The sequence below is a fragment of the Ewingella americana ATCC 33852 genome (genome assembly GCF_000735345.1).
GTDB classification, from domain to species: domain Bacteria; phylum Pseudomonadota; class Gammaproteobacteria; order Enterobacterales; family Enterobacteriaceae; genus Ewingella; species Ewingella americana.
The window spans coordinates 146,482-160,132 of sequence record NZ_JMPJ01000017.1; the positions used below are offsets into that span (position 1 = coordinate 146,482).

11 protein-coding genes are annotated in these 13,651 nt (G+C 46.7%); 2 read left to right on the top strand and 9 right to left on the bottom strand.

The genetic code is table 11. The features are described from left to right. Window positions 1-6: 6 nt before the first annotated feature. Both GEAM_RS00765 and GEAM_RS00770 read right to left on the bottom strand, forming a co-directional pair. The gene (locus GEAM_RS00765) at window positions 7-1,227 is read right to left on the bottom strand and encodes a restriction endonuclease subunit S (protein ID WP_034786873.1); all 1,221 of its coding nucleotides are present in this window, start codon (window positions 1,225-1,227) and stop codon (window positions 7-9) included. A 1-nt stretch (window position 1,228) separates the two neighbouring features. Further along, window positions 1,229-3,820 (bottom strand): type I restriction-modification system subunit M, encoded by a 2,592-nt coding sequence (locus GEAM_RS00770; protein WP_034786876.1) that lies wholly within the window; start codon window positions 3,818-3,820, stop codon window positions 1,229-1,231. A gap of 513 nt (window positions 3,821-4,333) precedes the next feature. Here GEAM_RS00770 and GEAM_RS00775 point away from each other — a divergent pair. Then, the gene (locus GEAM_RS00775; RefSeq protein ID WP_034786879.1) at window positions 4,334-5,248 is read left to right on the top strand and encodes a restriction endonuclease; all 915 of its coding nucleotides are present in this window, start codon (window positions 4,334-4,336) and stop codon (window positions 5,246-5,248) included. Window positions 5,249-5,546: 298 nt separating this feature from the next. Here the strand turns inward: GEAM_RS00775 and GEAM_RS00780 are convergent, their stop codons facing one another. Both GEAM_RS00780 and GEAM_RS00785 read right to left on the bottom strand, forming a co-directional pair. Further along, window positions 5,547-5,945, bottom strand: coding sequence for a hypothetical protein (locus GEAM_RS00780; RefSeq protein ID WP_150385440.1), 399 nt, complete (start codon window positions 5,943-5,945; stop codon window positions 5,547-5,549). A 5-nt stretch (window positions 5,946-5,950) separates the two neighbouring features. After that, complete coding sequence (locus GEAM_RS00785) at window positions 5,951-6,520, bottom strand: hypothetical protein (RefSeq protein WP_034787309.1); 570 nt, start codon at window positions 6,518-6,520, stop codon at window positions 5,951-5,953. Between the two features lie 1,082 nt (window positions 6,521-7,602). Here GEAM_RS00785 and fic point away from each other — a divergent pair. Next, window positions 7,603-8,679 carry a protein adenylyltransferase Fic gene (fic, locus tag GEAM_RS00790; protein ID WP_034786885.1) on the top strand — a complete coding sequence of 359 codons (1,077 nt, stop codon included), beginning with the start codon at window positions 7,603-7,605 and terminating at the stop codon, window positions 8,677-8,679. A gap of 74 nt (window positions 8,680-8,753) precedes the next feature. On the opposite strand, the gene chbG is transcribed toward fic, so the two are convergent. From chbG to chbC, 5 genes are all read right to left on the bottom strand, one after another. After that, window positions 8,754-9,515: a chitin disaccharide deacetylase gene (gene chbG / locus GEAM_RS00795; protein WP_034786888.1), complete on the bottom strand. Its 762-nt coding sequence runs from the start codon at window positions 9,513-9,515 to the stop codon at window positions 8,754-8,756. A gap of 43 nt (window positions 9,516-9,558) precedes the next feature. Then, window positions 9,559-10,902 (bottom strand): 6-phospho-beta-glucosidase, encoded by a 1,344-nt coding sequence (locus GEAM_RS00800; protein ID WP_034786892.1) that lies wholly within the window; start codon window positions 10,900-10,902, stop codon window positions 9,559-9,561. 93 nt (window positions 10,903-10,995) lie between these two features. Then, window positions 10,996-11,832: a transcriptional regulator ChbR gene (chbR, locus tag GEAM_RS00805; RefSeq protein WP_100938123.1), complete on the bottom strand. Its 837-nt coding sequence runs from the start codon at window positions 11,830-11,832 to the stop codon at window positions 10,996-10,998. Between the two features lie 14 nt (window positions 11,833-11,846). Further along, window positions 11,847-12,194: a PTS N,N'-diacetylchitobiose transporter subunit IIA gene (chbA, locus tag GEAM_RS00810; protein ID WP_034786899.1), complete on the bottom strand. Its 348-nt coding sequence runs from the start codon at window positions 12,192-12,194 to the stop codon at window positions 11,847-11,849. A gap of 65 nt (window positions 12,195-12,259) precedes the next feature. After that, the gene (gene chbC, locus GEAM_RS00815; RefSeq protein ID WP_034786902.1) at window positions 12,260-13,618 is read right to left on the bottom strand and encodes a PTS N,N'-diacetylchitobiose transporter subunit IIC; all 1,359 of its coding nucleotides are present in this window, start codon (window positions 13,616-13,618) and stop codon (window positions 12,260-12,262) included. Between the last annotated feature and the right edge of the window lie 33 nt (window positions 13,619-13,651).

The following is a 13,651-nucleotide window of genomic DNA, read 5'->3' on the forward strand; positions in this document are numbered from 1 at the left end:
TCCCTGTTAGACAAACATTTTACTTAAGCAGGCCTGCTTGATGTTATTGAGTTTGGTGATTTGTTGTTGGTGTTGGTTGATCAAGTTATCGAGTTTTTGGAAATAGTTGCCGATTTCTTGTTGTTCATCTTCTGTTGGAAACATAAAAACCATACTCTTAAAAGAGCCATTGGTAATCTGGTTAATTGTCGCACCTAGATTTTTCTCAACTTCAGATGTAAACATGTTTGTATCCAACAATGCATTTATAAATGCAGGCTGCTTACTTCTGATGCCAGTCATAAAAGCACCAATAACAGTATTATTCATGCGTGAAGTTACTTGCGCATGTTTTCCAATTAAGGATCTTGAGCCGTTACGGACGACAACAATAATGTCTCCCTCCACCACATTGCTGCAATTAACTACTTCAGAATTAACGTATATGTTATCAGCTTCAATAAGTTGGCCATTTTTTACATTGGATGAACGAAGCACTAATGTGCCTGATTTTCTAATATCACTCGGCGAATATGTCAGACCACTAAAAAGTTCAACTTCGTTGTTTAGAACTTTCTCTTCCCACTTCCCACTAAATCCTTTAAAGCGGATTTCTGGAATGGTTTCGCCTTGTTTGGGGAACATTTTTTCCAGCATGGCTTTTTTAATGTTGCAGAGCTTGTCATGCTTTTGTTGGTGTTGGTTGATCAGGACATCTAGTTTTTGGAAGTAGTTGCCGATGGCAGTTTGTTCTTCATTTGTAGGAATTGCTACGACCTGGCTTTTAACAATATCGGAATTAAGGTTAACCTGGCTTCCGGGCTGGCCAAATTGTTGCCACTTTGCTTCAAAGGATTTTAACCATTGATACATAAACTCAAGTTCAAAAAGTGGTTTTTTGAATATTAAGAAACCATCGTGAACCCCTGTTTCAACATAGTTAACTACAGGTTTACCAACACTCGCTGCTATGCTTAACAGCAGGTGTTTCTCATGTAATACACGAGTTTTTTCTTGGCCAAGTTTTGAAATTCTCTGCTCTAAATAGTGAATCCTGCCATCTTGCTCTGTCACATCTCTAATACGTAACCAACCAACACTTGATTGGCTATCGAACCATTTAGGATCTTCAATCGGGCGAGGACTGGCGCCACGAACAATTTCAGCTAATTCACCTAATACCTTCTCCTCCCATTCCCCACTAAACACTTCAAAGCGAATCTCTGGAATCTTACTATCCACACTCATCTTATTTGCCCTTTAGTAAGCTGGTGAGTTCAGTCAAGCCCTGCATATCAAACTCATTACCTGTGAGCTCGCCCATAATATCCGCCAGTTCTTGCTCTGTGGTTTTTATCTCATTTGCCACTTGCGAATAGGTGACGGCGTATTTATCAGCAAGGGCTTGTACCTGGCTGGTAAGTTGGCTAATCACTGAGTTTGGCATAGCAGCGAGTTCGGTGGTTAATGGCGCAATCCATTTTAGATGCAGCAGGTTGTTCACCTGTTCATCAGTTAATGTTTCGATGGTCGTTTTGGTTTTTAAGTGCAGGGCCGCGGCGGCATCTTTGACCGTTTTTTTCAGAGCTTTTTCTTCATCGATGAGTTTATTCGCACAAATGATTTTGGCTTCATAGCTTTCATCTGCGAATTTAGCTTTGATGTCTTTTTGTTCTTTCAAGAAGGCTTTGGCAGCTTTGCCTACTTCGGTATTGGCAAAACCGTCTTTACTTTCTTTTACCGTATCTTGTTCTTTTTCTTCTTCGGTCAGAGATTCTAAAATTTCTTCCAGCGTGCTGGCGATTTCTGCCAGACGGGCTTCTTTAGCGGCCAGGGCTTGTAAGTCATCACTCAAGTAAGTTTGTTGCACTAAATCAAACGGCAGTATGTGGCCTTTCCAGCCGTCTTGTACTTCAGTGTCTTTGCCGTCTTTCTTCTTGATGACGATATTCGGGTCAACTTGTTTGGTAGCGGCAAAGCCTTCGGTTTGCATCATCTCTAAATCGGCGCTGATGAGTTGCCATTGGTTGTTCAGAAATTGGTAAGCCTGGTATTTGTCGATTAAGGCAATCGGGGCTAAGCGAGTAAATAGTTCGGCACTTAATACCGCCTCTTGTTGGTTACGCTTTACGCTTTCCCAGGTTTGTATTAATTGGGAGTTTAGGTGGTCATCAAAGCCATTAAAGGCTTGGTTGTAGGCACTGATAAACTCCAACACTTGCGGGTGCCCACTAATGCTGGCGTTGACGTCTTGTTTGACAATCGTCAGCTCACTGTAAGCAGCGGATTTTGGCGTAAACAGAGTATCGTGCAATTGCGGGAAGGCTTGCCAAAAATTGTGTAGCTCGGCAATTTCGCTGTTGGGAATCCCGCCGAGCATGGTGGCGTGTAAATCCCAGCTTTGTGCAGTTGCAGATGAATCAACATAGCGCGGTATGTTGAGGTTGTAACCGTTGTCGCACAGGGTTTGTTTGCTCACCAGTTGCGAGAACTTGTCGATACTTTCTCGGTTAATCACCGCATCAGTAATGCGCTTGATGTCACTGGCTTGTAGTTTGTTGTTTTTGCCTTCTTTCATAAAGTGTTTAGAGGCATCGACCACCAATACATCGGTGTTTTGACGTTTTTGCTTGAGGACCAAAATCACCGTGGGAATGCCGGTGCCAAAAAAGATATTGGCCGGTAAACCGATAACAGTATCAATATGGTTCTGCTCAATGAGTTGCTTGCGAATTTGACCTTCTTCACCACCACGGAACAAGACACCATGAGGCAGGACGATAGCCATAATGCCATCGGGTTTTAGGTGGTAGAGGTCATGCAGCAAAAAGGCAAAATCGGCTTTGGTTTTAGGCGCCAGACCAAAACGTGAATAGCGAGGATCGCTATCTTTAAAGCTTGGGTCCCAATTTTGTGAGTAAGGCGGGTTGGACACCACAGCATCGACATGCAAGGCGTAGTATGAGCCTTGAGGATCGCTATCATCAAAATACGGCCAATCCTCTTCGAGCGTGTCGGCATTACGGGTTTTAATGTTGCTGGCTTTGATACCGCGCATGATGAGGTTCATACGGGTTAGGTTGTAGGTATTGGCTTTTAACTCTTGGGCGAAATAGGTGATGCTGTCTTTGTTTTTAGCGTACTGCTCGAACGCCTCTCCGATATTGATCAGCAACGAACCAGAGCCAGAAGTAGGATCATAAATTTTGATGGTGTCTTTGTGCTTTAACTCGTGGGCTATGATGTTCGACATCAGTACTGAGACTTCATGAGGCGTGTAAAACTCACCGGCTTTTTTACCGGCATTGGCGGCAAATTTCTCAAGCAGGTATTCGTAAATGTAGCCCAGTACGTCATACCCTTGATTACCATTCATCGGGATACCTTTGATCAGGTACAGTAAGTCGCTGATGGCTTTGGTGCGTTTTCCAGCACTTTCACCCAATTTACTTAGACCTGTTTCTAAGGTGGTAAAAATGCCTTCAAACAGTTTTTTGTAAGTTGGCGAAATCAAACGGCTAAATGCAGAGAGCGCATCGCGCACGTTTGATTCATCAAATCCGGATGTTGGATCAACCCATGTAGAAAACAGATTATCGTAGGCAATAAAGTAGCCCAAGTTGTCTTGCACGAATTTAACGGCGTCGGCGTCTTTTTCATTGAGAGCTTTGATGTCTGCGGGGGTCATACCCTGTCTGGTGACAAACTGCACCAGCTGGTCGCTTAGGTACTTGTAGAAGATGAAACCGAGTATGTAATCTTTGTATTCGTTGGCTTCAATTTTAGAACGCATCTGGTTGGCGGATTCCCAGATTTTTGCCGCAAGCTGCTGTTTATTCACTATAAGTCCTGTTGAAAGCAATTCTTTTTTGAAAAGGCTATTTTAGGTTTGTGATTGTACGTCTGATGGGAGCTGCTTTCTAGCGGCAAGACTCTACGAGTCTGTGCCAGTGGGTGGTCTGCAGTCTCGATTCCTACCAAGACAGCCATCTTCATCTGAGACAGCTTCCATGTTGCTTCCAACAGCGCGAGTATTCCTCCATCTCGGTGGGATGTTGATTGATGTTTTGAATTAGGGGGTAAGCGGCTTGCATACATCACTCTTTGGATTCGATGGACGAGCATAACTTTAGTGAAAACTTCTACCGGCGCAAGGGGCTCATCATGCTGGACTGAAAGTAGACCAGTGAGTTATTAGGCAGAATAGCGAAGGTATTTTTTCCGATTTATGATGTAGAGATGAGGTTTTACCTCAATCAGTTAAAATTATAACAGTGGGGTACATGCTCATAACGAGTTGGAGGTACACTTGGTCGCTAACCAATCTACTAAAAACTTTATCAGGGATGTTTCTATGGCCGTACCTACCTACGATAAATTTATTGAGCCAATTCTCCGTTTTCTGGCTGATAAACCCGATGGCGTACCTGCTCGTGATACACATGAAGCTGCTGCTGATGCACTTAATCTTGATGATAATCAGCGAGCAGAAGTTATAGCTAGCGGTCAGTTAGTTTATAAGAATCGGGCTGGTTGGGCACACGATCGCCTGAAGCGAGCCGGTTTATCGCAAAGCGTATCTAGAGGAAAGTGGTGCTTGACGCAAGAAGGAGTTAATTGGGTACATGCCCATACCCTGCCACTCACAGACGGGGAAGTGAACCATCTGGCGTTTGATTTCATGAACGTGAAGCTTAAACAGCAGCCAGATGCTGTCGATCTTGATCCGAAACCATCGGTACTGAACAAGGAAGAGCTGGCAAAAAGCAGCCCGGATGATCGCCTTGATCAGGCGTTAATAGAGTTACGGGACACGGTTGCTGGTGAGTTGTTGGAAAATCTGTTGCAAGTCTCACCGGCACGTTTTGAGGTTATCGTCCTGGATGTTCTTCATCGTCTGGGATATGGCGGGCACCGGGATGATCTACAACGCGTGGGTGGCACCGGTGATGGTGGTATAGACGGGATTATCTCGCTTGATAAACTGGGACTCGAAAAAGTTTATGTACAGGCTAAACGCTGGCAGAATACGGTTGGCCGCCCGGAGCTTCAAGCTTTTTATGGCGCTTTAGCCGGTCAAAAAGCTAAACGTGGCGTGTTTATCACAACCTCCGGTTTTACTTCACAGGCTCGGGATTTTGCCGTTTCCGTAGAGGGCATGGTGCTTGTTGATGGAGAACGTTTGGTTCATCTTATGATTGAAAACGAAGTCGGTGTTTCCTCCCGTTTGGTTAAAGTTCCCAAGTTAGATATGGATTACTTTGAATAATTATTTAATTTAAACCGGAACTCTGGCTCCGGTTATTTACTCGGAGAAATTTCTCTTTGAGGGCAGCTCTTCGTACTATTTGTATACTTTACTGATAGTAGGTTCGGGACTAATACCTCTATGTTGAACTTTAGCCCTCAGGAGTCGTTGGTTAGGTTTAGCAGTGATGTGATGGACGCCCTTTCCTAAGTTGTTCAGTACCATACTTTTACTGATCGCCTTAATTCGGGAGTGACATCACAACACTATAGGGTAAAGCTCAGGAAAATGGGAAAATTATGACTGTAAGTCACCTAACCTAACTCAATTCTTTTCTTAACTTACATAGCTTTATTATTAATACCCACATATACAAAGCCAGAGTCAGTGAAACAATTGTTACAAAACAATAGGCGGTTTTTACTGCATTATAATTGTTAATCGCTGAGAGTCCCGAATCATGGTATGTTTTTAGAGAATCCCTAATTAGCTTAATTGTATCGGGTAGAAATATTGCGGCAATTATGAGAGCCATTACTGCAACGGGTAGGGCTTTGGATAACAAGACACTGGTTACTGTCGCACGTGCAGCGACGTTATCCTCTTTATGTGCTTTAGGGATTATTTCGAGAGCTTTCGTGATCTCTAAATACCAGAGGCTGAAAAGGATAGCAGCGATTGCCATGAGTAAGCTTGAAGCAGAGAGTAAATCGCTCATTTTATTTATGGATTAGGCTGAATTTTAAAGTTGGCACAAAGTTTATTGTAAGAAGAAGGAGGGATTTCAAATGTAGATACACTGCCTTTCTTCTTTGTTATTGCAGTAAGGCTTCCATCAATATCGGCTAACGTTTTATTTAGTTCATTCACTACATTTTGGCTATTTATAACAACAGTGTAATCTTGTGTATTGTTCTGACGATTTGCTCGTTGCAAAGTTGCTTTAAGAGTATTTTCGATATGGGGGCGAAGTTGATATTGAAACTTCGAAATTACGGATTTAATCAGCGAGCGACTTTCAGTCAGAGTGGTTTGGAACAGACTGCTCACTGTCCGTTCATCAGGAATCTCGCCATTGAATGTATTTTCAATCAATAATAGTAATCGATATTCAAGCATGTCGCTTCCACGTTTGAATACTTTTTGTCCTCTAAACATAGTCAGGTATTCATTTAGTGAGGCTGTTGCGCAGGTATTTAGCTGATTATTGAGATCAGCAATATTGCATCCAAGAATGGCTGCAACCTCTGTTTCTTCATCGGGGGTAAAATTGAGAGTGATTGTAACTTGCAAGATTATCTTCCTTTTTAGGTTAGCATTTAAAGCCATATTTATTATGACACCATGTTGTCAGACACAAAACTTATGCTAGCTATCTCAACACGACATTGGTATTTAATTACTTAGGGTAAGTTTTCGGTAAACACTCGAACTATATAAAGCGCGCTTATAATATTAAGTGCTATGATGGTCGTAAGTCTAAGCATCGCCCTTAAATCATCCAAAATATTCTCTGTACTGGGTAAGCTTTTCGAGAATACTATCCCTCGCTTTATTATAGACAATCTTGATAAGCGGGAAGTAAAAATTGATACATTGATTTGATTATTGCCCAATGACTCAACTTTTTGAATCAGTGTCCGAATGCCCTATTCGCTTGTCCATTCCAGAATAGCAATCTGCCTTCCTTAATGTCTAGTAATTAATGATAATTAGTTGGTTTTTTTCTCGCGTTCCTGCAGTTTACTATTTCTCCTAATCTATCCAAATTTATCTTAACCTGCTCAGGTATTTCAGCCTGAATATCCTCCTTAGGTCCTAACGCTATGTTGTCGCCTAATAGTAGCGTACATTCCGTAAATCGCGGAAGGGGAACCAGTTTTATTAGGATAGCCAGCGTTAGGCTGGCGCCGTATCTACACCGCGGATAGATGCGTATGCGGATAAAGACATCTTCCCGGAACTGACCGCATGTTTGACTCAGGTTAACAGGTTGAAGTTGTTGAGATCTTGCTCGCAAAAAATATGTAATTCAACTATTGCTCAGTAAAACTATTCAAGGTGATACCAACCTCTGTTGATAATATCGGAATAGTAATTCCAAAAGTTGGGTCTTTAAGAAACAACCGTCACTACGACGAAAAGCCCAGTCACCTTCAGTAACTGGGCTTTTGCACCATCCAGCCAACCCACATCCCCCCGAAACATGCCCACAAAACCCCTTTTCCTAAACATATCCCCCAGATATGTTTATACCATCGACACGTTTTAGCTATATGTCGATAAAACGCGATTTTATAAACATGAGGGCGTGACATGTTTATGGCATCGACATATTATGGCTATATGTCGATTAAAACGGTTTTTATAAACATATGAGCTGGGATCCTGAAACGCCTTACAACGCGTTGCCGATACTGCCGCCTGACTTGGAGCAGATTGAAACGCGCAGCGTACTCAAAGCCTGCATCAGTGCGCGCTCTGCAATCGCTGAGTTGAAAACTTCCGGTGAGTTGATCCCCGACCAAGGGTTGCTGATCAATATCCTGCCGATGCTCGAAGCGAAGGACTCATCCCGCATAGAGAACATCGTAACGACCAGCGATCAGCTCTTTCAGTATGTTGACCGTACAGAGGGGGCCGATCCGGCGACGAAAGAAGCGTTGCGCTATCGCACCGCGCTTTTTGATGGCTATACGCACCTTGAAGACTATCCACTCTGCACAAACACAGCGATAGCTATCTGTACCAAATTGCGCGCAGTTCAAACTGATATCAGGAAAACGCCGGGCACGGTATTGCGTGACCAGAATAATAACGTGGTTTATACGCCGCCGGTGGGTGAAGACGCCATTCGTAACTTGATGGCGAACTGGGAGCGGTTTATCCATGGTGATGATGATTTAGATCCCTTGGTAAAAATGGCTATTGCGCACTATCAGTTTGAGTGCATCCACCCCTTCCCGGATGGGAACGGGAGAACGGGCCGTATCCTGAACATTCTCTATCTGATCCAGAGCGAACTGCTTTCACTTCCCATCCTGTATCTGTCTCGTTTTATCTTGGAGAGGCGTGACGATTACTACAGTCTCCTGCGCGGAGTGACAGAGGAGGGGGATTGGGAGTCGTGGATATTATTTATGCTGGAGGCGGTAGAAAGTACCTCCCGATGGACTACTGAGAAAATCTCGATTGTGCGGGCCTTGATGGCTGAAACCTCGGCGTATGTTCGTGACAAGCTACCTAAAATTTATACCCATGAACTGGTCCAAGCGCTTTTTGCACAGCCTTATTGTCGGATCGAGAATCTGGTTGAACGCGGCGTGGCTAAGCGTCAAACGGCATCACTCTACCTCAAGCAGTTGGTTGAAATTGGTGTGCTGGAGGAGATGAGCGTTGGCCGTGAAAAGCTGTATATGAACACCAGATTGCTGCGGGAATTGAATCAGTAAGTGGTAGTCGCTAAGTAAAATGATGCCTTCTCCGAGAGGAGAGGGCATCAAGACCACAACACGCCTACTCAGTCCTACAACTCTCCAAATCCACCTAGTTTAAATCCAAGCTCACCAACCCCAGCCTTCACTCCAACCGAAGTCAACACATCCAACTCCGCCAATCTTGGGTAGCAATACTTGCTGCCGAGGATGGTGTTATCGATGAATGACGGGTGGCACATGATTTCCAGGGAGTGGTCGCCGCGCTGGTTGGCGTGGTCGAGGATGCTGAGGAACAACTCCTCGGTGATGCTGTCGCCGTAGAAGGTGCTGTCGAAAGCCGCCGTGCTGCGCGCGCCGCACAGGGGGATGTTGTGCTGCTGGATGGCATCCCGGTCGATGCGCATCGCGACGTCTTGCTGTTGGGCGAAGGCTTCGACGATAGGGAAGATCTGCGGGATCATATGCACGTGGTGGTGGCTGTCGATGTGCGTCGGTTTGCGGCCAAACAGTTCGACAAAGCGGGCGAACTGGGCGGCAAGCTCTTGTTTTATCTGGTCGAGGGGCAGGGTGTCGGCTTCGGCCATCTCCCAGATCCATTTACCCAGCTCGCCGTTATCGCGCACTAAGCCCGGCATCTCGGTGAGAGGTTTACCTAGGGTGAGCACGAAGTGCATGCCGACCGGCAACTGTGGGTTGGCGGCGCTGAGTTGGGCGGCGTGCTCGGCACCCGGCTGGTTGACCATCGCCGTGGTGGAGCTGACCACGCCGTGGGTGAAGGCGTCGATAATGCCGTAGTTCTGTGCTTTGCAAAGCCCGAAGTCGTCGGCATTAACTATCAGTAATTTATCCATAAATTGCCCTTTGGCTGCCCTCCCGCGAAGGAGGGCGCATAGGTTATTTTAGTTCAGCGATGGCTTTCGCAAAGTTCGGCAGCAGCGCTTCGTGCGCCAGCAGCATGTCGCGGGCCAGCTTCTCGGCGTCTTTGTCGGAATGAATCAGCGGGCTGAGGTTCAGCGCCAGCAGCACATCATTCAGTTTGCCGCTCAGAGCCGCTTCGCTCGCCGCAATCTCAAAGCCTTTGATGGTGTAAATCAGGCCCAGCACTTTCTCATCGAAATGGGTAATGCGCGGAGTTGGCGTCGCGCCATTGCGCCCGATGGTGCAGGTCATCTCGACCGCCCAGTCAGCCGGAATATTATCAATATGCCCGTGGTGGGCGAAGTTGACGTATTGCTCGGTCTGCTTGTCATTGTAGATGGCGCTGATCACTTCGCACGCCGCGTCGGAGTAATAAGCCCCGCCGCGCAGCTCCAGCTCTTTTGGTTTTACGTTCAGCTCGGGGTCTTTATAAAGCTCGAACAGCTGTTTCTCCACTTTTTGTACCACGGTGGCGCGCGCGCCGCCTTTGTAGAACTCTCCCATCTCGATGGCCAGCATCTCTTTGGGTTTGAAGTAGTACAGCAAGTAGGAGCACGGCAGCAGGTTGAGCGAGCGGATCAGTCCTTCGCTGAATGGCAGGTCGAAGATGTTTTTCACCGAACCGGCGGTCAGGGTGCCGGAGGCCACGCCGTCCAGCAGCTCGGCAAAGCGCGACTCGCCGTTGACGATGACGTCTTTGATAAACACCAGATGATTGAGGCCGAACAGGTCAATCGACAGCTCATCCTGCGGGCTAATCTTCAGTACGTCCTGAATGAACATCTTCATGCCGACCGGAATGTTGCACACGCCGATAAACTTCTTGAAGTTGGTGTGGCGAACCACGGCTTCCGTGACCATGCCTGCCGGGTTGGTGAAGTTGATAACCCAGGCGTCCGGGCAGATCTCTTCCACATCTTTGATGATGTCGAAAATTACTGGAATGGTGCGCAGGCCTTTGAACAGGCCGCCCGCGCCGTTAGTCTCCTGACCCAAATAGCCGTGGCTCAGCGGGATGCGTTCATCCAGCTCACGGGCTTTTAACTGGCCGACGCGCAGCTGGGTAGTGACAAAGTCGGCGTCTTTTAATGCCTCACGGCGATTTAATGTTTTATGCAAACTGATGGGTACGCCCGCGCGTTTTATCATGCGCTGGCAGAGGTCGAAAATAATATCCTGCTTCTCTTTACCGGCTTCGACGTCAACTAACCATAATTCACTGATCGGCAACTCTTCATAACGTTTAATAAAGCCTTCGAGTAGTTCCGGGGTATAGCTGCTGCCACCGCCAATGGTGACTACTTTAAGTTTTTTAGACATAGGGGCTCCCGTGCAATATGAATGCACTTTAAACAAAGGTAAATATAGGAATGAGTGAAGACTATTATTGAGTCCGCATTAATTCATATACAGTCAGCTATTATTAAATAACTCCTTGCGATAATGCTTTGGCGTAAAGGTGGTTATTTTTTTAAAGTTCTTAATGAACATGCTAGGGCTGCTATATCCCGAATCATATGCAATATCAGTAATAGAATAATTAGTTATCTCTAATTGTTTTTTGGCGAAATCAACGCGGATCTCATTAATAATCTGCATTGGCGTTTTGCCATAATGGCGCTGAGTGGCGCGCGTTAAATACTCCTGCGATTTTCCCGAGTGCTGCACCATGGTCGACAAAGCTTTATCGCCGAACTGGGTTTTATCGTGCATCTTCTCAATGGTCTCTTTGAGCCACACCGGCACGTCAGGCGCGATATCAGACTCGCGATGATGACGAATACGGTTGATGGCGTAGAAGGTCACCATCTCAAGAAACTCGTTAAACTCGCCGTTTTTGAAGTTGAGAGACGCCACCATCGACTCGATAAAGTTAAGAAACTCACTCTTAATTTTATACACCTGCGAGGCCACGAAGCAGGTCGGCAGCAAGTCCAAATAGTGCTGTTCGAAGAAGGCTTTACTGATGCCGACGTTTAATATCCGGGTTGGGCCAAACTCATAGAAACTCTGATGGTTGGAGCCCAGCGGGATAAAGGCGAAATCGCCACGCTCGAGCAGTACTTGCTTGCCGTTGATCTGCTGGTAGTAGCGGCCAGTGAGCACGATGGTGAACTCGTAGTAGTCGTGTTCGTGCAGCCCTGAGATGCTCTCTACCTTGTTGTAGATAAACATGTGGAAATTTTGACCGTCGAATAGTTGATCTTCGCGTGCTGTCTTAATGTCCATACTCAGTAACTGTGGCTGCATGATGACCCCTAACGCTATTTTATTTTCTCGTGAAGCTCAATGATCTCTGTCACTAACTCGCGGGCCAACATGGAGGTCATCAGGTGGTCTTGGGCGTGAACCAGCACCAGACTAACCTTGGTTTTACCTTCACCGGCGTCGCCTTCAATCAGCTTGGTCTGCACCAGATGGGCTTCATGCAGTGACTCGCGCGACTTGGCCATCAGCTCCCAAGCCTTGGTGAAATCGCCTTGTTTAGCGACCTTCAGTGCTTCATAAGCCAGACTGCGCGCCTGCCCGGAGTTGATGATGAGGCCCATCACCACTTCTTCCAGACTGTCTAACTCTTCTTCACTGTCTTCGATATTGTCTAAATCAAACATGGTTATCTCCCTGAGTTAACTCGTTGGATACTGGGGAGAATCTCCTCTCCCCAGCTTGCCCTAGATTAGAATTTTAGTGATGCAGCAATGTCTTCTTCGCTCTCTTCTTCTTCGATAATCGCCTGCGCCTTGTTCGACAAGATGACGAATGGCATGTAGACCAGCGTGGCAATACCGAGGTTGAACAGGGCGACTAACAGCGCCGCAATGCTGCCGTTACTGTTGAAGAAGGCCCCCAGCCCGGTAGGCATGGTCCACGGCGCGAGGTTGGTCACCGGCGGGATAATCCCCATGGTGTACGCCGTCAGCGTGATAATGGCCAGAATCGGTTGCACCAGAACGAACGGGATAAACATCACCGGGTTCATGATAATCGGCAGACCGAACAGGATAGGTTCGTTAATCTGGAAGATGCCAGATGGCAGTGCCAGTTTGGCGACCTGACGGTGGTCTGCACGACGTGATGCGATAAAGATGGCGATGATCAGGCCAAGCGTTGCCCCAGAACCACCTAGCAGGATGTAGGAGTCGAGCATTGGTTTTGCCCAGAAGTGGAAGGTCTGTCCTGCATCCAGTGCGGCTTGTACTGAACCATACTGGTTGTAAATGGCGATGTTCTCCAGCGCCCACGGGGTCATGATGCCGCTGTCCAGCGCGGTTAACGCGAGGGAGCCGTGAACACCAAAGAACCACAACAGGGAGTTGAAAATCACGTAAGCCCAGCCCACCACGCTTCCCATCGATGCCAGAGGTTTGGAGATGGAATCCATAATGATCTGGTGGAAGTTGTTGCCGTACAGCCCCAGCAGCCAAGAGATAACCCCGAAGATACACAGGATAATGAAGCCCGGGATCAGTGCGGAGAAGGAGCGGGAGACGGAGGTCGGTACGCTGTCTGGCAGGGTGATAACCCAGTTGCGGCGGATAACAAAGGTAAACATCTCGGCGACGACTAAGCCGATCACCATGCCGGAAATAATGTTCGCGCCACCTAGCCAGTTGGCCCCGACGGCGTAAGCTTCGCCCACGCTATAAGGGGTAACGGTCATAAAGGCTGCCACGGAGAGCAGGCCGGCGGCCAAAGGATCCACTTTGCGCTCTTCGGCTAATGCCATCCCGATAAAGAACGGCGCCATGAGCGACATTATCCCTAATGTCCCGTTATAAACGTTGGCACCAATGGTTTTTAAACTGGCCAGCGTCTCAATAGTGGAAGCGTCTAAACGAATGCCGAGAGAATAAAAGAAAGAACCCTCGCCGAAACTCAAAAATACGTTATTAATTAAAACGAACATCGCCCCTGCGAGGGTCAGCGGCATTAATCGGATGAAACCATTTTTAATAGCGTTAATATGGGGCTGTCTACCTATTCTTACAGCAAAAGGTAGAAGCACCTTTTCAAGTGAATCAATGGCTTTACTCATTTTTTATTTTCCTTTAATGCCGCCTTTTAGACG

Excerpts from the sequence above, each read along its gene's own strand:
- GEAM_RS00765 (WP_034786873.1), bottom strand. The coding sequence starts at position 1,227 with ATGAGTGTGGATAGTAAGATTCCAGAGATTCGCTTTGAAGTGTTTAGT.
- GEAM_RS00775 (WP_034786879.1), top strand. The coding sequence starts at position 4,334 with ATGGCCGTACCTACCTACGATAAATTTATTGAGCCAATTCTCCGTTTT.
- GEAM_RS00780 (WP_150385440.1), bottom strand. The coding sequence starts at position 5,945 with ATGAGCGATTTACTCTCTGCTTCAAGCTTACTCATGGCAATCGCTGCT.
- fic (WP_034786885.1), top strand. The coding sequence starts at position 7,603 with ATGAGCTGGGATCCTGAAACGCCTTACAACGCGTTGCCGATACTGCCG.
- chbG (WP_034786888.1), bottom strand. The coding sequence starts at position 9,515 with ATGGATAAATTACTGATAGTTAATGCCGACGACTTCGGGCTTTGCAAA.
- GEAM_RS00800 (WP_034786892.1), bottom strand. The coding sequence starts at position 10,902 with ATGTCTAAAAAACTTAAAGTAGTCACCATTGGCGGTGGCAGCAGCTAT.
- chbR (WP_100938123.1), bottom strand. The coding sequence starts at position 11,832 with ATGCAGCCACAGTTACTGAGTATGGACATTAAGACAGCACGCGAAGAT.
- chbA (WP_034786899.1), bottom strand. The coding sequence starts at position 12,194 with ATGTTTGATTTAGACAATATCGAAGACAGTGAAGAAGAGTTAGACAGT.
- chbC (WP_034786902.1), bottom strand. The coding sequence starts at position 13,618 with ATGAGTAAAGCCATTGATTCACTTGAAAAGGTGCTTCTACCTTTTGCT.